Origin of the sequence: Bradyrhizobium sp. BLXBL-03, assembly GCF_051853015.1 — a bacterium.
GTDB lineage: Bacteria > Pseudomonadota > Alphaproteobacteria > Rhizobiales > Xanthobacteraceae > Bradyrhizobium > Bradyrhizobium manausense.
The window spans coordinates 530328-554682 of record NZ_CP182470.1 but is presented as its reverse complement, the minus strand read 5'-3'; the positions used below and the strand labels follow the sequence as shown (position 1 = coordinate 554682).

At 63.0% G+C, this 24355-nt stretch carries 19 protein-coding genes and 1 tRNA gene; 4 read left to right on the top strand and 16 right to left on the bottom strand.

The genetic code is table 11. The annotated features are described in order from the left end of the window. Window positions 1-92: 92 nt before the first annotated feature. The 6 genes from ACNJX9_RS02610 to ACNJX9_RS02585 all read right to left on the bottom strand — a co-directional run bounded on the left by ACNJX9_RS02610 (window position 93) and on the right by ACNJX9_RS02585 (window position 6090). Window positions 93-1070, bottom strand: a complete 978-nt coding sequence (locus ACNJX9_RS02610) for a peptide ABC transporter ATP-binding protein (RefSeq protein ID WP_439407712.1) — start codon at window positions 1068-1070, stop codon at window positions 93-95. Continuing rightward, window positions 1067-2095, bottom strand: a complete 1029-nt coding sequence (locus ACNJX9_RS02605; RefSeq protein WP_439407711.1) for an ABC transporter ATP-binding protein — start codon at window positions 2093-2095, stop codon at window positions 1067-1069. The genes ACNJX9_RS02610 and ACNJX9_RS02605 overlap by 4 nt, the downstream gene beginning before the upstream one ends. A gap of 18 nt (window positions 2096-2113) precedes the next feature. Beyond that, complete coding sequence (locus ACNJX9_RS02600; RefSeq protein WP_439407710.1) at window positions 2114-3022, bottom strand: ABC transporter permease subunit; 909 nt, start codon at window positions 3020-3022, stop codon at window positions 2114-2116. Next, window positions 3019-4029 carry an ABC transporter permease subunit gene (locus ACNJX9_RS02595; protein ID WP_439407709.1) on the bottom strand — a complete coding sequence of 337 codons (1011 nt, stop codon included), beginning with the start codon at window positions 4027-4029 and terminating at the stop codon, window positions 3019-3021. Before ACNJX9_RS02595 ends, ACNJX9_RS02600 begins: the two co-directional genes overlap by 4 nt. Before the next feature lie 86 nt (window positions 4030-4115). Next, on the bottom strand, window positions 4116-5717 hold the full coding sequence (locus tag ACNJX9_RS02590; protein ID WP_057748216.1) for an ABC transporter substrate-binding protein: 1602 nt from the start codon (window positions 5715-5717) through the stop codon (window positions 4116-4118). Window positions 5718-6000: 283 nt separating this feature from the next. Continuing rightward, a tRNA-Ser gene (locus tag ACNJX9_RS02585) sits at window positions 6001-6090 on the bottom strand. 195 nt (window positions 6091-6285) lie between these two features. Here ACNJX9_RS02585 and ACNJX9_RS02580 point away from each other — a divergent pair. Then, window positions 6286-6627, top strand: a complete 342-nt coding sequence (locus ACNJX9_RS02580; RefSeq protein ID WP_439410241.1) for a hypothetical protein — start codon at window positions 6286-6288, stop codon at window positions 6625-6627. 38 nt (window positions 6628-6665) lie between these two features. Here ACNJX9_RS02580 and ACNJX9_RS02575 read toward each other — a convergent pair whose 3' ends face one another. From ACNJX9_RS02575 to ACNJX9_RS02565, 3 genes are all read right to left on the bottom strand, one after another. Then, window positions 6666-8129 carry a trehalose-6-phosphate synthase gene (locus tag ACNJX9_RS02575; protein ID WP_439407708.1) on the bottom strand — a complete coding sequence of 488 codons (1464 nt, stop codon included), beginning with the start codon at window positions 8127-8129 and terminating at the stop codon, window positions 6666-6668. Between the two features lie 226 nt (window positions 8130-8355). Continuing rightward, window positions 8356-9177, bottom strand: coding sequence for a trehalose-phosphatase (gene otsB / locus ACNJX9_RS02570; RefSeq protein ID WP_439407707.1), 822 nt, complete (start codon window positions 9175-9177; stop codon window positions 8356-8358). A gap of 4 nt (window positions 9178-9181) precedes the next feature. After that, window positions 9182-10669 (bottom strand): MFS transporter, encoded by a 1488-nt coding sequence (locus tag ACNJX9_RS02565; protein WP_439407706.1) that lies wholly within the window; start codon window positions 10667-10669, stop codon window positions 9182-9184. A gap of 125 nt (window positions 10670-10794) precedes the next feature. Between ACNJX9_RS02565 and ACNJX9_RS02560 the strand changes: the two genes are divergently transcribed. After that, complete coding sequence (locus tag ACNJX9_RS02560; RefSeq protein WP_439407705.1) at window positions 10795-11166, top strand: DUF3175 domain-containing protein; 372 nt, start codon at window positions 10795-10797, stop codon at window positions 11164-11166. A gap of 64 nt (window positions 11167-11230) precedes the next feature. Here ACNJX9_RS02560 and ACNJX9_RS02555 read toward each other — a convergent pair whose 3' ends face one another. Next, window positions 11231-13264 carry a methyl-accepting chemotaxis protein gene (locus tag ACNJX9_RS02555; protein ID WP_057743646.1) on the bottom strand — a complete coding sequence of 678 codons (2034 nt, stop codon included), beginning with the start codon at window positions 13262-13264 and terminating at the stop codon, window positions 11231-11233. Between the two features lie 219 nt (window positions 13265-13483). Further along, window positions 13484-15523, bottom strand: a complete 2040-nt coding sequence (locus ACNJX9_RS02550; RefSeq protein ID WP_057743445.1) for a methyl-accepting chemotaxis protein — start codon at window positions 15521-15523, stop codon at window positions 13484-13486. A gap of 237 nt (window positions 15524-15760) precedes the next feature. Here ACNJX9_RS02550 and ACNJX9_RS02545 point away from each other — a divergent pair, with 237 nt between their 5' ends. Further along, window positions 15761-16930 (top strand): FIST N-terminal domain-containing protein, encoded by a 1170-nt coding sequence (locus tag ACNJX9_RS02545; protein ID WP_439407704.1) that lies wholly within the window; start codon window positions 15761-15763, stop codon window positions 16928-16930. Further along, complete coding sequence (locus tag ACNJX9_RS02540; protein WP_439407703.1) at window positions 16927-18285, top strand: hybrid sensor histidine kinase/response regulator; 1359 nt, start codon at window positions 16927-16929, stop codon at window positions 18283-18285. The genes ACNJX9_RS02545 and ACNJX9_RS02540 overlap by 4 nt, the downstream gene beginning before the upstream one ends. A gap of 139 nt (window positions 18286-18424) precedes the next feature. Here ACNJX9_RS02540 and ACNJX9_RS02535 read toward each other — a convergent pair whose 3' ends face one another. The 5 genes from ACNJX9_RS02535 to ACNJX9_RS02515 all read right to left on the bottom strand — a co-directional run bounded on the left by ACNJX9_RS02535 (window position 18425) and on the right by ACNJX9_RS02515 (window position 23947). Further along, a complete protein-coding gene (locus ACNJX9_RS02535; RefSeq protein WP_205668203.1) occupies window positions 18425-19306 on the bottom strand; it encodes an AraC family transcriptional regulator in 882 nt (293 codons plus the stop codon). A 63-nt stretch (window positions 19307-19369) separates the two neighbouring features. Beyond that, complete coding sequence (locus ACNJX9_RS02530; RefSeq protein WP_439407702.1) at window positions 19370-19828, bottom strand: hypothetical protein; 459 nt, start codon at window positions 19826-19828, stop codon at window positions 19370-19372. 65 nt (window positions 19829-19893) lie between these two features. Then, the gene (locus ACNJX9_RS02525) at window positions 19894-20577 is read right to left on the bottom strand and encodes a Fe2+-dependent dioxygenase (protein ID WP_057743460.1); all 684 of its coding nucleotides are present in this window, start codon (window positions 20575-20577) and stop codon (window positions 19894-19896) included. A 5-nt stretch (window positions 20578-20582) separates the two neighbouring features. Then, the gene (locus tag ACNJX9_RS02520) at window positions 20583-22976 is read right to left on the bottom strand and encodes a TonB-dependent siderophore receptor (RefSeq protein ID WP_439407701.1); all 2394 of its coding nucleotides are present in this window, start codon (window positions 22974-22976) and stop codon (window positions 20583-20585) included. Then, on the bottom strand, window positions 22973-23947 hold the full coding sequence (locus ACNJX9_RS02515; RefSeq protein WP_439407700.1) for a tetratricopeptide repeat protein: 975 nt from the start codon (window positions 23945-23947) through the stop codon (window positions 22973-22975). Before ACNJX9_RS02515 ends, ACNJX9_RS02520 begins: the two co-directional genes overlap by 4 nt. Window positions 23948-24355: the final 408 nt, after the last annotated feature.

The window sequence follows — 24355 nt, the reverse complement described above, 5'->3', positions numbered from 1 at the left end:
GAATTCAGGGCAGAGCCGTGGCGTGGGAACGGGGATTGACTGACGCTCTGTCCGGCAAGTGCCTACCTACGGTTCTCGCTACCGGTCACCGTCTAAGCCGCCTGTGGGTCCAGGAAACGCTCGGCGTAGTGGCAGGCGACGAGGCGGCCGTCGAGCGGGCGCAGGAGCGGACGCTGCGTGCGGCAAAGATCCGTGACATAGGGACAGCGGGTCGAGAACACGCAGCCTTTTGGCGGATCGAGCGGCGACGGCAGCTCGCCCTTCGGAACGATCCGCTGGCGTTTGCGGCCAAGGCCCGGCGTCGCGTCAAGCAAGGCCTGGGTATAGGGATGCAGCGGCCGCGCAAAGATGCGCTCTTTCGGCCCATGCTCCACCGCGATCCCCAGATACATGATCATCACGTCGTCGGCGATGTGACGGACCACGCCAAGATCGTGCGAGATGAAGAGGTAAGCCAGCCCCAGGTCGCGCTGCAGATCGGCCAGGAGGTTGAGAACCTGCGCCTGCACCGACATGTCGAGCGCCGAGACCGGCTCGTCGGCAACGAGCAGTTTTGGCCGCAACATCAAGGCGCGCGCGATGGCGATGCGCTGACGCTGGCCACCCGAGAACATGTGTGGATAGCGGCCATATTGCTCCGGCCGCAGCCCGACCTTCGCCATCATGTCGAGCGCCTGCGCCCGCCGCTCCTGCTTCGAAAGCGTGGTGTTGATGATCAGCGGCTCTTCAAGGATGGCGCCGACGCGCTTGCGCGGGTTGAGCGACCCGTAGGGGTTTTGAAACACGATCTGGACAGTGCGGCGCAATGTTTTGGCAGCGCCGGCTGGAGGATCGACCGCATCGACGCCGTCGAGCATCAGCGTGCCGGTGCTCGGCTTCTCGATCAGGGTCACAAGCCTCGCGAGCGTCGACTTGCCGCAGCCGGATTCGCCGACCACCGCCAGCGTCTTGCCGGCATCGAGCGCGAACGACACGCCGCCCACGGCCTGCAGATGCGCGGGCGGACGAAGCCAGCCCTGCTTGACCTCGTAACTGCGCTTGAGATCGGTGGCGGTGACGAGCGCCGTCATGACGTGGTCTCGCGCTCAGGGATCGGCGCGCTGCCGCCATCGGCCGCGATGCGCTCATCCCGCGTCGGATCGCCGAGCGGATAGTGACAACGGATCAGGCCGTCCATCCAGGGGCGCAGATCGGGACGCACCTTGTCGGCCAGCGGCGTCGCATAGATGCAACGAGGACCAAACAGGCATCCCGGCGGCCGATCGCTCAGTCCCGGCACCACGCCAGGAATGGTGGCGAGCCGTCCGCCATCGCTTGCCTCCGGGCGTGCCGCCAGCAGCGCGGCCGTGTAGGGATGCTGCGGCGAGGCAAACAGGCTCTGCGTCGGGCGCTGCTCCATGATCTGGCCCGCATACATCACGGCGACGCGCTCGGTGGTATCAGAGACCACGCCCATGTTGTGCGTGATGAGGATCAGCGCCATGCCACGATCGCGTTGCAGGGACAAGAGAAGATCGAGGATCTGCGCCTGGATGGTGACATCGAGCGCCGTCGTCGGCTCATCGGCGATCAGGAGCTTTGGATTGCAGGCGATCGCCATCGCGATCATGACGCGCTGGTTCATGCCGCCCGAGAGCTGGTGCGGATAGGCCGACAGCCGGCTCTCCGGCGCGGGAATGCCGACCTGCTCCAAAAGCTCGATCACGCGGCGCCGCGCGGCCTTGCGATCCATGCCTTCATGGACGTGCAACGTTTCGGCCAGCTGATAGCCGATCGTGAAGGAGGGATTGAGCGATGTCGTCGGCTCCTGGAAGATCATCGCGACGTCCTTGCCGGTGAGCGCGCGCCGCTCGCGCTCGGACAAGGTCTGCAGATCCCGTCCCTCGAACTGCAGCTTGTCGGGCCGGACGCGCCCCGGATAGGGCACGAGCCCCATCAAGGCCAGCATGCCGACGCTCTTGCCGGAGCCGGATTCGCCGACAATCCCCAGCACCTCGCCCCTTTCGAGCATGATGTCGACGCCATCAACGGCGCGCACCATCCCGTGCTGGGATGGAAACTCGACCGACAGATTCTTGATCTCGAGCAGCGGCATCGGCTCTACTTCACTGTGCTATCGCTTGAGCTTCGGATCGAGCGCATCGCGCAATCCGTCGCCCAGAAGGTTGAAGGCCAGCACGGTCACGAGAATCGCCAGGCCCGGAAGCGTGACGACCCACCAGGCCCGGAGCACGAATTCGCGCGCGTCGGCCAGCATGGTTCCCCATTCCGGCAAAGGCGGTTGCGCACCGAGACCGAGAAAGCCGAGCGCGGCCGCGTCCAGGATTGCCGTCGAAATGCCGAGCGTGGCCTGCACGATGAGGGGCGCCGTGCAATTCGGCAGCACTTCCTTGAACATCAAGCGGAGCCGGCCGGCGCCTGCGACCTTGGCCGCGACGACGTAATCCTTCGAGACCTCGCTGATCACGGCGGCGCGGGCGATCCGCACATAGTGCGGCAGCAGCACGATCGCGACCGCCAGCATGGCATTCATCAGGCCTGGCCCCAGGATCGCGACGATCACGATCGCAAGCAAAAGGCTCGGCAGCGTCAACGTGATGTCCATGAGCCGCATGATCACGATCTCGATCACGCCGCGGAAGAAACCGGCGACCAGACCGAGGACCGTGCCTGTCACCACCGACAGGGTGACCACCGCGATGCCGATCAGAAGCGACAGCCGCGCGCCATAGATGAGACGGGACAGAATATCGCGGCCGATCGCGTCGGTGCCGAGCGGATAGGCGGTCGATCCGCCCTGCTGCCAGAACGGGGGCTTGAGAAAGACCGCATTGTTGGTCACGATCGGGGAATGCGGCGCAACGACATCGGCAAAGAGCGCGAGCAGTATCAGAACCACGATCACGACGAGGCCTGCCACGGCGCCGAAATTGGCCTTGAAGTCGGACCAGAACTGCGACAGCGGATGCGGCGGCGCGGCCGGTTGCGACACGATGGGAGTTTTGAGGACTTCGGCGCTCATCGCGTGTACCGGATGCGGGGGTTGATCAGTCCGTAGGCGACGTCAACCAGGAGATTGACGATCATGATGATCGCGCCGATCAGAAGCGTGCCGCCCTGCAGCACCGGATAGTCGCGGCGGTTGATGCCCTCGATCAGCCATTTGCCCACGCCCGGCCAGGAGAAGATGGTCTCGGTGAGGATCGCACCGGTAAAGAGCACGCCGACCTGAAGCCCGATCACCGTCACCACCGGGATCAGCGCATTGCGCAAAGCATGGATTGCGATCACCCGGAAATACGGCAAGCCCTTGGCGCAGGCGGTACGGATGTAATCCTCGCCCAAAACCTCCAGCATGGCGGACCGCGTCATGCGGGCGATGACGGCGAGCGGCACCGTGCCGAGCACGATCATGGGCAGCACCAGATGCGACAGCGCCGAGCGAAACGCGCCGAAATCACCGGCCAGCAGCGCATCGATCAGCAGGAAGCCGGTCACCGGTTCGATGAAGTATTGCACCGCGATCCGGCCCGACACCGGAGTCCATCCAAGCTGCACCGAAAAGAGCAGGATCAGCAGCAATCCCCACCAGAAGATCGGCATCGAATATCCGGTCAGCGAGACGCCCATCACGCCATGATCGAAGATCGAGTTGCGGCGAACCGCGGCGATGATGCCGGCCGGCAATCCCAGGCACAGCGCAAACAGGATCGCGCAGAACGATAGCTCGATGGTCGCCGGGAACAACGTGCCAAATTCGGAAATCACCGGCTCATGGGTGACGATCGAGCGGCCGAAGTCGCCATGCACCAGCCGCGACAGGTAGAGGCCATACTGCACCAGCACGGGCTGATCGAAGCCGTACTCCTTGCGCAATTGCTCGTGCCTGAGAGCATCGATGCCGCGTTCGCCCGCCATCGTCTCGATGGGATCGCCGGGAATCAGGCGGATCAGCACGAAGACAAGCAACGTGATCCCGATGAAGGTCGGAACCACAAGACTCAACCGGGTAAAGATGAACCGGAGCATGCCGTTCCCTGCCACCCTCTCTGGATAAGGAAAGGGTCAAGAAGAATGGGCGGAGCAACGTTGGTCCGCTCCGCCCTTGTCTCCTGCTATTCCTTGACGTCGACGCCGTAGAAGGTGTGGCGGCCGAACGGCGACAGCTTGAAGTCAATCACTCTCTTGGTCACGGGCTTCAACTGCACGGCATGCGCGATGGTGAACCACGGCGCCTGCTCCTTGAAAATCACCTGCGCCTGTTCGTACAGCTTGGTCCGCTCGGCCTGATCACTGATGGTCTTGGCCTTCACGACCAGATCGTCGAACGGCTTGTAGCAGAACTTGGCAATGTTTCCGCCCGATGCCGTTTGCGCGGAATCGCAGCCCAGCAAGGTGTGCAGGAAGTTGTCAGGATCGCCGTTGTCGCCGGTCCAGCCCAGCATGCCCATCTGGTGTTCACCGGCCTGCATTCGCTTGCGGTATTCGCCCCATTCAAACGACTTGATTTCAGCCTTGACGCCGATCTTGGCGAGGTCGGCCTGCATCAGTTCGGCAATGCGCTTGGCGTTCGGATTGTAGGGCCGCTGCACCGGCATGGCCCACAGGTCGGTTTCGAAGCCATTCGGAAATCCTGCGTCGGCCAGGAGCTTCTTGGCCGCCTCCGGATCATAGGGGTCGTCCTTGACCTCGTCGTTATAGGACCACATCGAGGGTGGGATGGGATTCTTGGCCGCGATGCCGGTCGACAGATAGACGGCGTCGATGATCGCTTTCTTGTCGATGGCCATGCTGATGGCCTTGCGCACGCGCACGTCGTCGAAGGGCTTCTTCTGCGTCTGGAAGGCCAGATAGCCGACATTGAGGCCCGGCTGCTCCAGGACGGTCACGTTAGGATCCTTCCTCATCGCGTCGATGTCGGCCGGGTTAGGATAGGGCATCACGTCGCATTCGCCCTTCTGAAGCTTGGCCCAGCGAACGGATGAATCCGGCGTGATCGAGTAGACGAGGTCGTCGATCTTCGCCTTCCCGCCCCAGAACGCGGGGAAGGCCTTGTATCGGATCACGGCGTCCTTCTGATACTGCACCAGATAGAACGGTCCGGTCCCGATCGGATCCTGATCGATCTTTTCGGGCGTGCCGGCCTTCAGCATAGCATCCGCATATTCCTTCGACTGGATGGCCGCGAAAGCCATCGCGAGATCGGCAAGGAACGGAGCTTCCGGCCGGTTGAGCGTCACCTTGACGGTGTAGTCATCGACCTTCTCGACCGACTTCAACAATTTCGGCATCCCCATGTCGCCGAAATACGAATGGTTCGAACTGGTGACCTTGAAGTACGGATTATCCTCTTTCCACTGCCGCTCGATCGAGAAGATGATGTCGTCGGCATTGAAGTCCCGCGTCGGCTTGAACGATTTGGACGTCGAATGCCACTTCACGCCCTTGCGCAGCTCGAAGGTGTAGGTGGTGCCGTCAGGCGAGATCGTCCACTTCTCAGCGAGTGCCGGCACCACCTTCGTGCCGCCACGCTCGAACTCAACAATGCGATTGTAGATCGGCTCGTTGCCGTCGAACGACGTGCCTGTGGTGTTGACGCCGGGATAGAAGTTCTCCGGGCTGCCCTCCGAGCAGAAAATCAGGGTTTTGGCTGATACGGGCGAGGCCACGGCGAGCGCCAAAGCGCAGACGCCGGCGAGCAGGATTGATCTGTTCACTGTCGGAACTCCCCTGTGAACTGTCTCGGCGCGGTTGAGGCCGGCTGCGCCAAAGACGCCTGGGGCAAGATTGCGATTGGGCATTGCACCTGTCAATGCGGCGGGCTTGAGCGCCTTGGCGTGCATTGCACGTCTGCCTGCTCGCGAATACGCCCGCAATTGCTTGCCGAGAACGAAGGCCAAACGCGATGCAGAATGTCCATCCTCGCTGGGGTGTGTGCGAGCGGCCCGAGACATAGGTGACAGAACGTACCGGACACATGGGTTACACTCGTGTGCGGGCTGGCGGAGAGAGTGGGATTCGAACCCACGGTACGGTTTCCCGCACACACGCTTTCCAAGCGTGCGCCTTAAGCCACTCGGCCATCTCTCCGGAGCGCCCTCTCTTGAAGGGGCGCCGGCGATTTTGCAAGGGATCGCGGGTAAATCCGATGAATTTTCCGCAACATGTTGTATTTACAGCATAAAAACTCACATCGCCCTGACTTCGGGAGCCCCTTTGGGCTGAACCCATCACGGGTTTGGCGCGACGATTCACCTGAAGACGCCAGACATGACCGGGGACGCCATGACCATCCGCAACACCCTCGCCGCCCTTTGCCTGATTTCGGCCCTTGGCGCCGCCTGTACCGGGCCTGCGAAGGCGCAGGCCTGCAGCAGGCAGGGCGTCGATGTGACCTGCGACGACGGGCGGCGCGGGGTGCTCTCTGGCGATACCATCCTATGGCCGGACGGGACCCGCTCCAGCTCCACGCCGCACCAGAGCATCATCATCGGCAACAAGAGCTCCGTGCATGTCGGGCCCGGCGTGTTTGTCGGCCAGGGCAAGGGCGTGGTGCCGATGGACGATCCGAACGCGCCGAACAAGCGGCAATGCGCGATCCTGGACGGCGTGTCGTATTGCTATTGAGGGCTCACCTCTCCCGGCAAGGGAGAGGCAGAGAGAGGTTAGATCAGCCGCACACCTGAGATCGCCGATTTCAGCCAGCGCAGCGCCTGCGGCGGTTGTGCCGCGAGCGGAGCTGCCGCGACTTTCTCGGTGCGGCACTTCTCCAGCTCGGCAACGAAATCCGACGACCATTGCTGGATGGTGTGCCCCCGCAATTTCTTCATCATCGCGTCCCAGCGCATCTTGCGCTCGGTGAGCGGCATCGCTGCGGCGACCGCGATCGCGCGCGCCATGCCGTCGATGTCGTGCGGATTGACCAGCAGCGCGGTGTCGAGCTCGTTGGCCGCGCCGGCGAATTTCGACAGCACCAGCACCCCGGGATCGGCCGGGTTCTGCGCGGCGACATATTCCTTGGCGACGAGGTTCATGCCGTCATGCAGCGGCGTCACCACGCCGACCTGCGCAGTGCGGTAGAGGCCGGCGAGCACGGCCTGGCTAAAACCCTTGTTCAGATAGCGGATCGGCGTCCAGTCGACCTCACCATGGCGACCGTTGACGTCAGTGACGAGGCGGGCGACTTCGTTCTGGAGATTGCCATAGGCTTCGATGCCGCCGCGCGACGGATTGGCGATCTGGAGCAGCGAGATGCTGCGCGCGAATTGCGGCTGCTCGGTCCAGAGCCGGTCGAACGCGCAGATACGGTTGACGAGCCCCTTGGAATAGTCGAGCCGGTCGACGCCGATCGCGAGTCGCTCGCCATTGAGGCTGCGGCGCAGGCGCGAGACATCCGGATGCGAGGCTGATTTCGCGGCATAGGCAGCGAACTTCTCCGCGTCAATGCCGATCGGAAACACCTGGCAGCGCGTGCGGCCGTGTTGCGAGAGCACGACGCCGTCCTCGATGACGAGGCCGAGCTCGCTGCCGGCATAGTTGAGGAAATTCTGGCAATCAGTCTCGGTCTGGAAACCGAGCAGGTCATAGGCCAGCATCGTCGTGATCAGCTCACGATGATTGGGCACGCCCTGCATCACCGCGACGACCGGCCAAGGCGTGTGCAGGAAGAAGCCGATGGGATCATCGACGCCGAGATCCCGCAGCTCCGCGCCGAGCGCGAGGAAATGATAATCCTGCACCCAGAACGCCGTCTTGTTTTTGCGGAAGCGCATCAGCGCGCGCGCCATGAAGGCGTTGACCTCGCGATAGCTGACATAGTCGTCGCGCGAGACGCGGATCAGATCGCTGCGCGAGTGCAGCGCCGGCCACAAGGCCGAATTGGCGAAGCCTTCGTAGTAGCCGCCATAATGCGCCGCCGGCAGGTCCAGCGTTGCGATCGCACCCGTACCCAGCGCCTCGATCTCGGCGAACGGCTCCTTCTGATGGCCATCACGCACGCGGCCGGAGGAGCCAACCCAGATAGCACCCGAATGCTCGACAACGGGAAGCAGCGCCGCTGCGAGGCCGCCCGTCATGGGTTCGTTGGGTTTGCCGCGCGCAACTCGATTTGAAACGACAACTAAGTTCACAGGTCGTCCCCTCCTGTTCATTCCACCCCGTTTAACTGCCGTTCATCAATATGGTTCCTGTCATCATTTCTACGAAATGAAACCAAAGTCAGGCGTGCGCGTTGGAACATGTTTCCCTCGAGGGAACCCGACGATTTCATTCGAGAAAGATTGGTTTCGCACAGCCGGAAGAGACGCGCGCAGGTGCACTGCACGCGTGAAAATATGGCTATGAGATGACCGCGCCTTATTCCGACCTTGTGTCGTCAAGCAGCCGCGCAAGGAACGCACGTACGTCGTTCGGCGCATCGAAATGGCCGTTGACGCCCTTGGCACGACGGCCCACCGAGAAGGAGAGCCCGTTCATGTCGGGCATGATGGCGAAGACGGTTTCATCGGTGACGTCGTCGCCGATGAAGATCGGACGACGCCCCCTGAACGGCTCATGCTTCATCAGCTCCCGCACGCCGGTCGCCTTGGTGAACCCGGAATGCTTGATCTCGCAGACGAACTTGCCGGGCAGCACCTCGATCGGCGCATCGGGCAGATCGGCGCGGATCAGCGAGACGGCTTCGTAGATCGCCTTCTCCGCATGCGGCGCGAGGCGATAATGCAGCGCCAGCGAATAGCCCTTGTCCTCAAGCAGAATGCCGGGGCTGAGCTTTGCGATCGCAGCCAGGCGCCGCTTCAGCTCCTTGTCCATCGGCGGCGCGTGCACGTCGTCGGCTTCGTTGTCCACCGACAGCCGCATCTCCGCGCCGTGACCGGCGACCGCGCGAAACACATCGGGCGCGAAGATGAGGTCGATGTCGTTGAGCGAGCGGCCGCTGACCATGGCCAGGGCGCCGGACGTGCGCTCCGTCAGGCGAGTCAGCGTCTCCGAAAGGCCCGGCGGCACCCATACCTCGCGCGGCGTCGGCATCAGATCGAGCAGCGTCCCGTCGATGTCGAGCAGAATCGCGGTCTCGTCGAGATGCGGAACGAGCGCATGCGGCACAGGCACGGCATCGGGCGCTTCTTCGTCAGGCATGGCGGGCTTCTGGTCCGGTTCAGCGAGTTCGGATTTCATCAGTCTACTCCATGGAAGCGAGCGGCCGCGCGATTTGTTCGAGCGATTTGCGCTCTGCCGAGATGGCATAGCGCCATGCCACAATTGCGGCCGCGATCATCAGGACGGACCCCAGCAGATAGCCGGCGAACACGCTGTTGCGTGATCCCGTGTCGATCAGCGCGCCGAACAGCGCAGGACCAATCACACCGCCGATGCCGGTGCCCACCGCATAGAACACCGCAATTGCCAATGCGCGGACCTCCAGCGGGAAGGTTTCGCTGACGGTGAGATAGGCCGCGCTCGCCGCGGGTGAAGCAAAGAAGAAGATCACCATCCAGGCGATGGTCTGCCCCTGCGCGCTCAACGCGCCGATCGAGAACAGATAGCCCGATAGCGCCAGCAAGAGGCCCGAGACGCCATACGTGAACATGATCATGGCGCGACGGCCGAGCGTGTCGAACAGCCGGCCGAGCAGAAGCGGGCCGAGGAAGTTGCCGGCTGCGAATGGCAGCAGGTACCAGCCGACGTGATCGGCGCTGATGCCGTAGAAATCAGTCAGCACCAGCGCGAAAGTGAAGAAGATCGCGTTGTAGAAGAAGGCCTGCGCGACCATCAGCACCAGGCCAACCAGCGCGCGCTGGCGGTAGGTGCCGAACAGCGTCTGCGCGACTTCGCGGATCGGGGTGTGATCGCGCATCTTCAGCCGCATCTTGGGAAAACTCTCGCGGTCCGCCTCCTGATCATGCCCGATCACCGAGCGCTCGATGCCGTCGACGATCTCGTGCGCCTGGTCGGGGCGGCCATGGATCATCAGCCAGCGCGGGCTTTCCGGGATCCACATCCGCATCAACAGCACGACAAGGCCGATGGTGGCGCCGATGAGATAGGCTAGACGCCAACCGATATCGGGGCCGATCGCGGCGGGATCGAGCAGCACGATGGCCGCGACGGCCCCCATCGCCGCCCCGATCCAGAAGCTGCCGTTGATGACCAGGTCGGTCCAGCCGCGATAGCGCGCGGGCACCAGCTCTTGAATGGTCGAGTTGATCGCGGTGTATTCGCCGCCGATGCCGGCACCGGTCAGGAAGCGGAACAGCGCGTAGCTGGCAATATCCCACGACAGCGCAGTCGCCGCGGTCGCGGAAAGATAGAGCGCGAGCGTGATGAAGAACAGTTTCTTGCGGCCGATGCGGTCGGTCAGCCAGCCGAAGCCGAGCGCACCGAGCACGGCGCCGGCGAGGTAGGCGGAATTGGCGATTCCGAGATCGAGATTGGAGAAGCGCAGCGTCGGGCTCTGCTTCAGCGCACCCGAAAGCGCTCCCGCGAGCGTCACTTCGAGCCCGTCGAGAATCCAGGTGATGCCGAGCGCCAGCACGACACGGGTGTGGAAGCCGCTCCACGGCAACGCATCGAGCCGCGCGGGAATGCTGGTCTCGACGATGCGATCGGTTGCGACCGCCGCGGAGACTGCAGGTCCATCATTCAGCGCTGCGCTCTGCTGCAATTCCATGGGGTTGCTGGGTCTGGGGGTGCGGCATTTCGGCCACCTGCGACAACGTCGGCGCCATCCGCCGGTTCCCCTGGGAACGCCGGCGAATGCCGACCGTTTCCGCTGCAGCCGCAAGGAGTTGACGCATGGCTCAGGTCAGAAAGACGACACATTCGCGCAAAACGACGGCACGCAAGAACACCAGCGCGCGGCGTAGCGCCGCCCGCAAAGGCACAAAACGCGCCGCGCCAAAGCGCTGGTCGCAGCGTGTGACGAAGGAGAGCGACGCGCTCGATCTCAAACGCGGCGTGTTCAAACTCACCAGCCCCCGTAAGATCGCAGCCTCGCTGAAACGCTCGGCCGAGCACAGCGCGCGCCGCAAGACCGGCGCTTATCGCTCCGCGCTGTCGATGCTGACGTTCTACATCAACCGCGCCGGAAAGACCTTGCCGAAGATTCAGCGTGAGCGGCTGGAGAAGGCGAAGGTGGAGCTGAAGCGGGCGTTCGGGAGGGAATGAGGCGCGCCGCCCCTTACCCGCTATCATCCCGGACAAGCGGACGGAGTATGAAAGCGACGGAGTCCTACGCTGCCCGGATATTCGCCATGAAGCGATCGAGCTCGGCGCGCAGGCGGGTGCTTTCGCTCGACAGCGTCTTGGCCGAGTTCAGCACCTCCTCCGAGGCTGAACCGGTTTCGGCCGCGCCGCGGTTGACCTGGCCGATATCGGTCGCGGCGGTCTGGGTGCCCTGGGCGACGTTCTGGACGCTGCGGGCGATCTCCTGGGTCGCGGCGCCCTGCTCCTCCACTGCACTGGCAATCGAGGTCGAGATCGACGAGATCTTGCCGATGGTCGCACCGATCTCCTTGATCGCGGCGACCGACTCGGCCGTCGCACCCTGCATGCCCGCGATGTGCGAGGAGATCTCGTCGGTGGCCTTCGCGGTCTGGCTCGCCAGCGATTTCACTTCGCTCGCGACCACCGCAAAGCCGCGGCCGGCTTCACCGGCGCGCGCCGCCTCGATGGTGGCGTTCAGCGCCAGAAGATTGGTCTGCTCGGCAATCGCGGTGATCAGCTTGACCACCTCGCCGATCTGCTGGGCCGCGTGCGAGAGCTTGCCGATCCGGCCATCGGTTTCCTTGGCCTGCACCACGGCGGCCTCGGCAATGCGGCTGGAATCGCGGACCTGGCGGCCGATCTCCTCGACCGAAGCCGACAGCTCTTCGGTCGCGGTCGCGACCGACTGCATGTTGCTCGAAGCCTGCTCGGAGACGCCGGCGACCTGGCTCGACAAGGTCTGTGTCGTCTCGGCGGTGCGGGTCAGCGTGGATGCGGACGATTCAAGCTGCACGGCGGACGCCGAAACATTGGACACGATCGCACCAACAGCGCTTTCGAAATCGTCGGCAAAGCGGATCAGCTCGGCGCGGCGGCTTGCGGCCTGCTCCCTGTTCTGGGCTTCGCTGGCGGCGGCATCGCGCTCGGCCTTGGCAACGGCCTGGAGCTTGAACTCCTCGACCGCGCCGGCCATCTCGCCGATCTCGTCCTTGCGCCCGAGGCCGGGCAGCACCACGTCGAAATTGCCCGAGGCAAGCTCACGCATCGCCTTGCACATCGCGATCATCGGCCGCGAGATGCCGTTGCCGAGCATCAGCGCCAGCGCCGCACCGATGGCAAGTCCGCCCAGCGCCAGCATCAGCATCAGCTGCTCGGTTTCCCCGATCGTCGTATTCGCACCCGCCTCGATGCGCTGCTGATCCGCCGACAGGTCCGAGCGCAATTCGCCCGAGAGTTTGAGGATCGACGCTGCCGTCTTGCTCATCTCGGCATTCGACTTGGCGATGACCTTTACGTTCTCCGACAGCTTGGCGAAGGAGGCGCGGTATTGCTTCAGCAGATTGCCGATCTCGGTGACGCGGTCGGTGATCTTCTGGTCGTTGGCGTAGATCGAGACCAGCAGCGTCTCCAGGAACTTGATGCGGGCGACGACCCCGTCGGCGGTCTTCGGATCCGGCTTGGCGACGAAGGCGCTGACCGACGTGGACACCGCGAGATATTGCGAAGTGATGTCCTTGGCCGTGGTCTGCACCGACGCGAGCCCGGCAAGCGCCGCGGTATCGGCAAGATCGTCGAACTTGAAGCGGATCTTGTTGCCGACAGCGTTCAGCTCATCGGCCGCGATCTTGTTGTTGGCGCGGGTCAGCGTGATGATCTCGCTGAAGACCTTTGTGAAGCGCTGGAACTCGGCCTCGAGCTTGCCGATCTCCTCGCGGCGCGCCGCGCCAGACGTGGCGGACATCGACTTGGCGATCGCCACCTTCAGATTCTCTTCGGCCGCCTTGGCCGCGGTTTCGTCATCCGCCGCACCGGTCAGCGTGTACGCCCGGGTCAGGCCCTGATAGCTGATCAATTCGCGGTCGATGGTCCGTGCCAGGTCTGCTTCGGCCACGCTGGTCCGGTAGGAGGCGACGGCGCCAGCGATTCGCTCGAAGCCGAAATAGGCGAACGCCATGCTGACGGCGAGGATGGCCAGTACCGCCACGAAGCCGAGGATGATCTTTGCACGAAAGCGCAAGGTGAAGAGCCTCAAAGAGCTCGGCTTCGACTTGACCGACATTCCCCCACCCCATTCCATTCGCGGAAAACCAGGCGCTGTCCGGCAGCAGCCCGCTCCCCGACTCGCATGCACGGTAAATGGCAAAGGATAAGCCGCGGTAAATTTGCCACACCGCAACTTGCGGTGAGCTGTCGCGGAGGATGCCGTCGTCCCGGACAAGGGCGCGCCTCAGCGCGCGCTTGTCCGGACGACGACGGAGCATGAAGCGACAGGCGGGTCCTACGCTGCCCGGATATTCGCCATGAAGCGATCGAGCTCGGCGCGCAGGCGGGTGCTTTCGCTCGACAGCGTCTTGGCCGAGTTCAGCACCTCCTCCGAGGCTGAACCGGTTTCGGCCGCGCCGCGGTTGACCTGGCCGATATCGGTCGCGGCGGTCTGGGTGCCCTGGGCGACGTTCTGGACGCTGCGGGCGATCTCCTGGGTTGCGGCGCCCTGCTCTTCCACTGCACTGGCAATCGAGGTCGAGATCGACGAGATCTTGCCGATGGTCGCACCGATCTCCTTGATCGCGGCGACCGACTCGGCCGTCGCACCCTGCATGCCCGCGATGTGCGAGGAGATCTCGTCGGTGGCCTTCGCGGTCTGGCTCGCCAGCGATTTCACTTCGCTCGCGACCACCGCAAAGCCGCGGCCGGCTTCCCCGGCGCGCGCCGCCTCGATGGTGGCGTTCAGCGCCAGAAGATTGGTCTGCTCGGCAATCGCGGTGATCAGCTTGACCACCTCGCCGATCTGCTGGGCCGCGTGCGAGAGCTTGCCGATCCGACCATCGGTTTCCTTGGCCTGCACCACGGCGGCCTCGGCAATGCGGCTGGAATCGCGGACCTGGCGGCCGATCTCCTCGACCGAAGCCGACAGCTCTTCGGTCGCGGTCGCGACCGACTGCATGTTGCTCGAGGCCTGCTCGGAGACGCCGGCGACCTGGCTCGACAAGGTCTGCGTGGTCTCGGCGGTGCGGGTCAGCGTGGATGCGGACGATTCAAGCTGCACGGCGGACGCCGAAACGTTGGACACGATCGCACCAACAGCGCTTTCGAAATCGTCGGCAAAGCGGATCAGCTCGGCGCGGCGGCTTGCGGCCTGCTCCCTGTTCTGGGCTTCGCTGGCGGCGGCATCGCGCTCGGCCTTGGCAACGGCCTGGAGCTTGAACTCCTCGACCGCGCCGGCCATCTCGCCGATCTCGTCCTTGCGCCCGAGGCCGGGCAGCACCACGTCGAAATTGCCCGAGGCAAGCTCACGCATCGCCTTGCACATCGCGATCATCGGCCGCGAGATGCCGGTACCGAGCAGGAAGGCAAGGACCGCACCTAACAGCGTGCCGCCGACGGCCAGCATCAGCACCAATTGCTCGGTCTTTCCGATGGTCGCTTCCGATTCCGAATCCAGCCGCTGCTGTTCGGCGACCAAATCCGCCTTCATGGCTGAGGCGCCACGCAGAATCGCACCAGCCGAGCCGCTCATCTCGGTCACGAGATCATCGACCAGCTTGGCGTTCGCGATGAGCTTCTCCAGCGCCTCGCGATAGGCGACAAGAATGGTCTTGGCATCCTTCAGGCCGGCGACGATCTTGTCGTCCATGGAATAGACCGCGCTGAGCGAGTTCTCGACGAATTTCAGTCGCGCCAGCGCGCTGGTCCCGATCGACTGGTCGGAGGTCAGCACGAAATTGGTCGCTGCGGCGCTCGCAGTCTGGAACTGGGCGTTGACCTGCTTGGTGCCGAATTCGATCGCCTGCGCCTCGGAATCGGAGGCATTGTTGCCGATATCATCGAGCTTGTATTTCAGCAGGTTGGCCTGGCGCGAGAGCTGGTTCTGCACCAAGAGCGCGCTGTCGCGCTTGGCCTGCAGGACCTTGGCGAAGGTCGCGGAGAAATTCACGAATTCCTTGGCGAGCTTGTCGAGGCTGTCCTGACGCGCCGGCGTCTTGGCGCTCTTGACCCCCTGGTCGATGGCGTTCTTCAGATTGACTTCGGCCTCCAACGCCGCCTTGGCGTCATCTTCCTTGCCGGTGACGACGAAGTATTTGACGGCCGAGCGGTAGGCGAGCAGTTCGCGGTCGATGTTGCGGGCGAGATCGGCCTCCGAGACGCTGCGGCGATAGGAGCCGACGCCGGATGAAACCCGCTCGAAGCCGAAATAAGCGAACGCCATGCTGCCGGCCGAGATCACCAGCACCGCGGCAAAGCCGAGGATGATCTTGGCGCGGAACCGGACGGTGGGAAATATGCTGCGCTTGGACGGCGACGCGGTACGCCCGGACATTCCAACCCCCTATTCAACGGCGACCCGGAGGCGCCCCGCCCCCAGACCCGGATGCGCAAAACTAAGGCAGAAACGATAAAGGGCGGTAAATTCGTCAGGGCGCCGGGGCGAATCGCTGCGGGCCCGACCGATCCCCGCCGAGCCCGGCGGCCGAGTTGCGGCGGTGCCGAAAAGACCTTACTGTCTGGACACTTGCACTCGGCGCGAGACCGAGGTGAGCCTCGAGGGAGAAGCGGAGTGGGGCAAACCGACTTTCGGTTTAGCGACGCATCCGGCGTTGCCGTTGCGAAATCGAAGGCTGCGACCGTCGATGGAGCTGTCGCCGAGCTTGCGGCGCAGCTGCCGCCGGACGACCTGGCCCTGATCCTGGTCTTCCTCTCGCCTCACTACGACCCCCACCATTTCATCGCCGAGATCAGCCGGCAGTTCGACACCACCCCGGTCTGCGGCTGCACCACCGCCGGCGAACTCGCACCCGACGGCTGGGACGAGAACAGCGTGGTGGCGCTGGCATTCAGCCGTGCTGATTTCACCGCGGTGATCCGGCCGATCCTCAATCTCGACGGCTTCCGGGTCGAGGACGGGCGGCGCATCGGCGGCGAGCTATGCCACGAGCTCCTGCGCGTGACCCCACAGGTGGACCGGGGCAATTCGTTCGGCCTGGTCCTGATCGACGGCCTCTGCCGCCGGGAAGAGGCGGTGATGTCCGCCATCTACGCCTCGCTCGACGACATCCCGATCGTCGGAGGCTCCGCGGGCGACGGGTTGCGCTTTGAAAAGACCTGGGTGTTCTTCGAAGGCAACGCCTATACGAATGCCGCCCTCCTCATCCTTTTGAATACGTCGCTGCCTTTCAGGGTCTTCAAGTGCGACAATTTCGAGCCGATGCCACAGAAGATGGTGGTCACCGAGGCCGACATCGAGAACCGGACGGTGAAGGAGCTGAACGCGGAGCCCGCGGCCGAGGAATATTCCCGGATGGTCGGGATCATGGATGAGGCCAAGCTCGACCCTTTCTCGTTTGCGTCCCACCCCGTGCTGGTCCGTGTCGGCGGCTCCTACTATGCGCGATCGATCCAGCGCGTCGAGCCCGACGGCTCACTGCATTTCTTTTGCGCCATCGACGAGGGCATGGTGCTCACGGCCGCCACCTCGCGCAGCCTTGTCGGCTCGACGCAGGACGTCTTCGCGCAAATGCAGGATCAGATCGGCGAGGTGTCTCTCTATATCGGCTTCGAGTGCCTGTTGCGCCGGCTCGATGCCGAGCAGCACCAGCTCGCCCGCGACATGTCCGAGCTCTATCGACAGAACCGGGTGGTCGGTTTTCACACCTATGGTGAACAGTTCGGCTCGATGCACGTGAACCAGACATTCACGGGTGTCGCCATCGGCAGGCGGCAGGCGTGACCGAGGCGTGGCAGGACCCTGCGACGGTCGAGCAGCTGCGGCGCGAGACCGCGAAGCTGAAGAAGATCAATGCCGCGCTGATGTCGCGCGTCGAGCGCTCGATGGACCAGCAGCTCAACGCCTTTTCACTGTTCGAAACCGCCATTGCGCTCGACCACAAGGTTCGCGACCGGACGCACCAGTTGCGGGAGGCGCTGCATTCGGTCGAGCGCGCCAATGAGGGTCTCTTCCGCGCCAAGCAGCAGGCGGAGGCGGCGAGCTCGCTGAAATCCTCGGTGTTGATTTCGGTCACACACGATCTGCTGCAGCCATTGAACGCGGCGCGGCTGACCTTGTCGGCGCTGACGGAGATGGTGGAATCGCAGGATGCCGGCCTGCTGATCGATCAGGTCGACCGCTCATTGCTGACGCTGGAAGACCTGCTCCGCTCTTTGCTTGAAATCGCCAAGCTCGATGCCGGCGCACTCAAGCCCGACGTGCGTCCGCTGGCGCTGGCACCGCTGTTCGAGCAGCTGCGCAACGAGTTCGAGCCGATCGCCGCGCGGCAGCGCCTGGCTTTGCAGATCGGCACGACGGACCTCACGGTGTCCTCGGATGCGATGATGCTGCGGCGGATCCTGCAGAACCTGATCGCGAATGCGATCCGCTATACGCGGGTGGGCCGCGTCACCATGGAGTGCGGGCATCGCGCAAATCGGGTCTATGTCGAGGTCTCGGATACCGGGCCTGGAATTCCGCAGGCCCAGCAGGAGGCGATCTTCCGCGAATTCCAGCGCGGCGATGCCAGCGCAACCGATCAGGCCGGGTTCGGACTCGGCCTGTCCATCGTGCGCCGTTTCGCGACCGTGCTCGGGCACGAGGTGCGGCTGTCATCGCAGATCGGCCAGGGCTCGACCTTCACGGTCGAGATGGAGCCGGCCGAACGCACTGACGTCGGCGACGAGGCCCATGCAACCAAGCTTGCGGAGCGGCAATATGGCGGGCTCGAAGGCGCCAAGATTCTTCTGATCGAAAACGATCCGTCGGGCTCGGAGGCGATGGCTGCCTTGCTCGAAGGCTGGGGCTGTGACGTCGCCACCACACGATCGGGCGCGGACGCATTGCTGCGCCTCAGCGAACTCGGCGGTGCGCCGGACGCTGTGATCGCCGATCTCCACCTCGACCACGGCGAGAGCGGCCTGTCGGCCATCGCCGACGTCCGCGAGCATCTCAAGCTCGACACGGCGGCGATGATCATCACGGCCGACTACTCGGAAAAGGCCGCGAAGGAGGCGAGCCTGCACGGCCTCGAAGTGCTGAAGAAGCCGATCAAGCCCGCCGAGATGCGGGCGCTGCTGTCGTTCCTGCTGAGCTAGCGCCGCACCGGCCAAGCAAATGTCGAAAACAACCCCATGCACAGTAGCGGTAATATTTTACACGCCAGCAGCGCCATGATGCACATAATGCCGAAATGACTGCCCCGAACGGGCCCAGGGCTTTTTGGACTTACACGGTTCAGCCGCTGACAAGAATTGCGCGATGTTCGGTCAGGTAGCGAACCGGAGGTTTGCCCAGGGTCTTCCTGAACATATTGACGAAACTGCTGGCGTTTTCGTATCCGAGCTCCAGGGCGACGGTCTTTACACTTTCACCGCTTGCGATTCTTTGTACTGCGAGGATGACGTGAAGCTGGTGTCGCCAGCGTCCGAAACTCATCCCGATTTCCTGGAGAAGCAGGCGGCTTAAGGTGCGCTCGCTCATGCCAAGCGCACTTGCCCAATTCGCGAACGAGGTCTTCGCGCTCGGATCGGCTATCAGCATCTCCGCGAGGCGCCGAAGGCGCGCCTCTCTTGGCATCGGCAGGTTCAGGCTGCTGGTCGGCGCATCGGACAGCTCGTCCAACAAGGTCATCACCAGTCGATCTTCGCGACCTCCGAGCGGATAGCACTCCGGAAGCTTGGCCACTCTGAGGATCAGCTCCCGGATCAAGGGAGATATCGAGATCGTGCAGCACGTCTTGGGCAGGCTCTTGGCGGCGCTCGGTTCAATATACAGGCAGTGGCATTCGACGAGACCAGCGCCACGGGCCGAGTGCGCCAGTTGACCGGGGATCCATAACGCGCATCCGGGCGGTACTAGCCAAACGGTATTGGCCGTCTCGCAGCAAAGAATGCCGCGCTGGGAATACAGTAATTGAGATTTGCGATGCTGGTGCCGATCATAGGTCCAATCATTCGACAGGATTCCGCTTCGGAGTGCAACGGCGCGGGTTACGCGGTCGATGTCGGTGTCAACAAAGCGATGAAGCATCTCGCCGCCTTCCAAAATCTTGTGTCGGCGACTTGCCTGCCGAGATGTTCGAAGCCGACCATCGCAAATCGACAGGAGAGCGGCCATCCTAAACGCGGCTTTTTTGAGCTAATCTAAACCGGCTTTGGCGGGGCAGCCTAAGCTGCTGGTTCAGATATCGGATTCCTTGCCAAGAGTTGCAGGCACCTCCGTAACTCGCAGCAGCCGCCAGGAGGCATGGGCTGCATAAACTCCGGGCAGAGCCACAGCGATGATTGCTGTCGCTGCTATATGAAGCCCGTCACGCATGCCATCGAAGACGCCGCCTGCGACGCTGGCGACCATCAGAAAGCTACCTAGCAGCAACGAACCAAGAATCGCGGCGCGTCGCGGTGTGACGAGAGGAAGCAGAGCAGGAATGATCCATATCGAACATGCGACGCCAAAGTACCAGAGAGCCGTCGCATCGAATGCCGTCGGCGCCTTGCCGGAGCTGTCGATCTGATGGTCGACCCATGTAAGGATTTGGATGACCGCGTAGATCGTGTTTCCGAGGCCACAGACCGACCACAGCAACGCCACCTTTTGACGGGCAAATCGAGCGGCGAGTTCATTCGTCAGATCAGTCATCGCCGGAATCCTCGAAGTCGACATTTTGATTTGCATCCCGGGTTCCTGCAGAGGGTCGGCCGACATCACAGCTCCGCCCATCGTCGCAGAAGATTGTGATAGACACCGGTAAGCATGAGGATGCCTTGTGCATCGCTGGACACGGATTTGCGCAAGTCAACAATGCCACGGTCGAGATCATAGAGCGTCGTGCGAAGCCCCTCGTCCTTGATCATCGATTGGGTCCAGAAGAATGATGACAAGCGCGCACCTCGGGTGATCTCGCGCACGCGATGCAGGCTCCCCGCCGGATACAGGACCATGCTCCCGGCCGCCAACTTGACGGCGTGAACGCCGTAACTGTCTTCGATGATCAGCTCGCCACCGTCGTATTCATCGGGTGCCGTGAGGAAGAGGGTTGAAGACAGGTCTGCGCGCATGCGAGTGCCGAGTCCAGGCGAGGATCGCACTGCGCCATCGACATGGGCATCGAAGAACATCCCGGTGTCGTATCGATTGAAAAGGGGCGGCAGGACGCGCAGGGGCAGAGCGGCACTGTTGAACAGCGCATTCCGGCCGAGAGCTCTCAGGATAATGTCGCCTGCTTGGCGAGCCTGAGGCGAGTCCTCGGGGACCTGAGCATTGCGCTTTGCGCGCGATGCCAGCTCACCTGCCGTTGCCCGTCCGTCGATCCAATCCGCCCCCTCGATGATGTCGCGCACCGAGGTTACCTCTTCGGCGGATAGCAGTTGGGGGATTTCGATGAGCATTTTCTTCAGAACCTGATTGCTGCGGTGAGGGTGACGCTGCGGCCCGCAACGGGAGTCGCGTAACCGCTTCCGAAAGCCGAGCTGTAGGTCAGCTTGTTCGTGAGATTCGTAACCTTGAGCGCAACATGGTGTCGCTCGTTGGGATCGTAGGAGAGCATCCCATCGATCGTGGTCGCTGCCGGGATCACCATTGAATTGAGGTTGTTGAGGTAATAGTCCGAACGATAGTTGAGCCCGCCCCCGACGAGCATGTGACCCGGCACGTTTGGCAGCAGGGGAGCGATGTCGTAGGTGGTCCAGATCGCCAGGCCATGCTGAGACACGAACGGGACCCGGTTGCCTGCGGCCGAGACGGGCGTGAACGGGCTGATCGACGAGGCGATGATCTTGCTGTCCATGTAGGAATAGGAGGCCTGAATGTCCCAGTTCTCCGTGAGCTTGCCGGTCAATCCGAGCTCAACTCCCTGGACTTGCACCTTGTCGTCGGTGGTCGTCTGTATCCCCGATGCCTGGTCGGTATAGGAAGCGTTGTTCTTCTCGACGCGGAACAATGCTGCCGTCACGCCGAGCCGATCCTCGAACAGGCCCCACTTCGCACCGACCTCGAAGGTCGTATCCGCTTCCGGCTGAAGGTTTGCGGCGTTTGGCGCCTGGGACAGACCGAGCGATGAACTCAGCGAAGTGATGTTGTTGCCCGGCGGCGTGAATGAACGTGCATAGCTGAAGTAGTAACTTTGATGCGAGGTGGGCTCGAAGATCAGGGATGCTTTGGGGCTCGCGAACTCGGTCGTCGTCGCAAGCGGAGACGCGCCTGCCTGGCCCTCGACCCGATAGTGATCCCATCGAACACCCGCAAGGATCGAAAGCATGGGCGTCAGCCATATGCGGTCGCTTACAAAGGGGCCGATATCCCAGCTCGTGGCCGACAATTGATTGCCCGGCGACACCGTCAGTGCAAAGCCGGGCGAGTTCGCAAACACGGGATCGAGAAGAGTCCCTGCCGGCTCGGGGCCTGAAGGAAGGTAAAAACCCGTCGTCGCGTGTTGGGAATAGACATCAAAGCCGGCGACGAGCTTGTGCCTGAACGGTCCGGTGTCGAAACGCATCGTGGCAGTCGTTACGTTTTCCCCGCCGTGACTGACCTGCTTCGTCCCGCCGACGGACCAGATTGTGTAAGGTGTCGCCAGGTTTCCGGCGAGAACGTCCGTTGCGCAGCTGCTTGGAAAAGGGAAGCCGGGAGAGGCGCAGAGCGCGGGCGTAAACTTCAGATCACGTGTGTAGTAACCGACACGCGTGTCGTTCGTTAACGTGAGCCAATCGCCGAATTCGCCCTTGTAGAGGGCGGTTGCCACGTCGGCCGTCGCGTGGTCGCGATCACTTTCCCGGCCGAAATAGTTTGAGCGGGGAACTCCGTACTCCGTCACGGGCTTGCCGACGACGCCCGGCGCGCTGACGACCGGAACACCGAAATCGGGGCGTTGAACGCTGTCCTGGTGCAGATAGTTGAAGATCAGGGATTGGTCGGTGCCGAGGCCAAGTCCTAGCGAGCCGAGGAAACCGCCACGGTTGGAATAGACATGGTCGCGATCGACAATATCCTGGCCGTTGCCCATGGCGACGAATCTGAGCGCCGTCGTGTCGTTGACCTGCTTGTTGATGTCCAGAATGCCACGTCCGTAAGGGCCCATCCCGGCCGAGGCCTCGAACGTTGATTGGTCGCCGAGATGGGCCTTCTTGCTCTCGATCTCGATGACGCCGCCCGTCGTGCCATTGCCGAAGCTCTGTGACGAGGGCCCCTTCAGCACCAATACGTTTTCGGTTGCAAAACTATCGCGCACGTAGGAACCAAAATCGCGTAAGCCGTCGACATACACGTCGCCCGAGGCGTCAAAACCCCGGATGCGGAACTGATCTCCGTTGATGCCACCGCCGCCTTCTCCGGTGGCGACGGTGATTCCCGGCACATATTGGAGCACCTGATTGATGGTGGCTGCCTGCTGCTGCTCGATTACCAGGCGCGGTATGACCGTGACGGTTTGCGGCGTGCTTTGGAGAGAATCGGAAAGACGGCTGAGACCAGTGCTCCGCTGCAGCGAATTCCCAGGCGAAACAGCCGAGGACGCAGCCTGCGGACGCGGTTCGGCCGGCTTGCTCGGATGGCTGGCCGAGACAGGTCTCGAGGCCGGCTTGGCGCCGGCGCTCGACGCTCGTCGCCGCTTGGTGACAGGAGCGTCCACCTCGACCGGCGGGAGCGCAGTCGCCTTGTCCGCGGGCGCCGACGTCGGTTGATTGTTCTGGCCTTCCGCGTTGGCGGCGGTCACGAATAGAAAGCCGTTTGCAAGGCTCGCGGCTGCCCCAATTCCGGAAAGTGCCGGTCGCAAGGTTTCGATGATGGTCACAGAGCCCCCTTCGAGCAGGATGATGTTGCGTTGGATAATCTTGCGATGCGGCGTGACATCGCTGCGATACGGTCGCCGAGATAGCCAGCAAGGCGTCGGCCGATCGACGCCTGGGGACAAATCCGCCAATCCGGACGTCCATCGGTTGCCGGCAGCTCGGACAGCCTCCTGGCGCCTTCAAGGTCAGAAGGTGCGGCTGCAGCTTCGCTGGCCGCGGAGGCATACGCCTGCACGTCAGCGGGACTGCCGGAAGCTGCTATGCGCCTAAGTGCCTCCAGGCCATGTCGGCGTAACGCAGGTTCGCCGCGCGCCAGCAGCTGCGGCGCAATGCGCCGGCGAAAGCCGTCATCGCTACCGGAGACCGCCCGTTCCAGCCAAACATCGGCAGCGGCGAGGTCTCCGCCAGCATGCAGGATCGTGGCCAGATTGTACTGAGCCCAGTGATCGCCAAGCGCCGCTGCGCGGCTATACCAATACAGGGCGCCTCTCGGATTGGCCGGCACGGCCCAGCCTTCTTCAAGGAATCGAGCGAGAGAATTCATTGCCTTCAGGTTTGCCTTGGAGGTGCCACCTTCCGCTGCTGCCCGAAAGAGCTCGAAACTCCGCGGCCGATCCGCCGGATTTCCGCCGCGCATCAGCATCTGCGCCAGATTGACTTGCCCCCAGACGTGGCCGGCTGCTGCGGCGAGCTCGAAAAATTTCGTCGCGAGCTTCGGATCTGGCTCGACGCCCCAGCCTTGTTCGTAGCACCGGCCAACCATGTTTTGTCCGTCGAGGTCCCCGGATTGGGCGGCACGTTCAAACCAGACGAAGGCAGCCGCCGGATCGCGCGCTACCCGCGTCCCATCGAGCAGCAACTGGCCCCACACGATCTGCGCGGGAATGATATCGGCCTCGGCTGCTGCCTTGATCCACTGCGTCGCATCGTGGGGATTGCTGACGAGCAAGTCGCGCAGCTGCGCCTTGGTCAAACGCTGCGCGCGAATTTGGAGAAGTGGTTGGGGCAGGGCCGCTGAGGCGTAGGGATTTGGAGGCCTCTTGGACAGGCGCTCGGGAACAGCCCTGGGCTGTGGGTGGATTGGCATCGTGCTTCGCTTCGCGCAGGCCGTGGTCTAACGGAATGGCTACAGCAGCCAGGTGCGGCGCTGCATCGTGCAATCCGGCCAGACCATTGCTCAATTCGGCCAACGGCCAAGAATTCGTCCAAAAATGAATTCGTCCAAAATGCCGCCAAGACTTGGTAACCAAGACCTGGTAACCAAGACTCGGTAACCAAGACCTGGTAACGCAGGACCTGGTTGCCGGTGGCAGCGATTGTCTGTTTTGGGTAACGCTTTGGCGCCTTGGATGAATGAGTTGAGGCATCATCCAAACTATCT

Excerpts from the sequence above, each read along its gene's own strand:
- ACNJX9_RS02610 (WP_439407712.1), bottom strand. The coding sequence starts at position 1,070 with ATGACGGCGCTCGTCACCGCCACCGATCTCAAGCGCAGTTACGAGGTC.
- ACNJX9_RS02605 (WP_439407711.1), bottom strand. The coding sequence starts at position 2,095 with ATGCCGCTGCTCGAGATCAAGAATCTGTCGGTCGAGTTTCCATCCCAG.
- ACNJX9_RS02600 (WP_439407710.1), bottom strand. The coding sequence starts at position 3,022 with ATGAGCGCCGAAGTCCTCAAAACTCCCATCGTGTCGCAACCGGCCGCG.
- ACNJX9_RS02595 (WP_439407709.1), bottom strand. The coding sequence starts at position 4,029 with ATGCTCCGGTTCATCTTTACCCGGTTGAGTCTTGTGGTTCCGACCTTC.
- ACNJX9_RS02580 (WP_439410241.1), top strand. The coding sequence starts at position 6,286 with ATGACCATCCGCAACACCCTCGCCGCCCTTTGCCTGATTTCGGCCCTT.
- otsB (WP_439407707.1), bottom strand. The coding sequence starts at position 9,177 with ATGAAATCCGAACTCGCTGAACCGGACCAGAAGCCCGCCATGCCTGAC.
- ACNJX9_RS02565 (WP_439407706.1), bottom strand. The coding sequence starts at position 10,669 with ATGGAATTGCAGCAGAGCGCAGCGCTGAATGATGGACCTGCAGTCTCC.
- ACNJX9_RS02560 (WP_439407705.1), top strand. The coding sequence starts at position 10,795 with ATGGCTCAGGTCAGAAAGACGACACATTCGCGCAAAACGACGGCACGC.
- ACNJX9_RS02555 (WP_057743646.1), bottom strand. The coding sequence starts at position 13,264 with ATGTCGGTCAAGTCGAAGCCGAGCTCTTTGAGGCTCTTCACCTTGCGC.
- ACNJX9_RS02550 (WP_057743445.1), bottom strand. The coding sequence starts at position 15,523 with ATGTCCGGGCGTACCGCGTCGCCGTCCAAGCGCAGCATATTTCCCACC.
- ACNJX9_RS02535 (WP_205668203.1), bottom strand. The coding sequence starts at position 19,306 with ATGGCCGCTCTCCTGTCGATTTGCGATGGTCGGCTTCGAACATCTCGG.
- ACNJX9_RS02530 (WP_439407702.1), bottom strand. The coding sequence starts at position 19,828 with ATGACTGATCTGACGAATGAACTCGCCGCTCGATTTGCCCGTCAAAAG.
- ACNJX9_RS02525 (WP_057743460.1), bottom strand. The coding sequence starts at position 20,577 with ATGCTCATCGAAATCCCCCAACTGCTATCCGCCGAAGAGGTAACCTCG.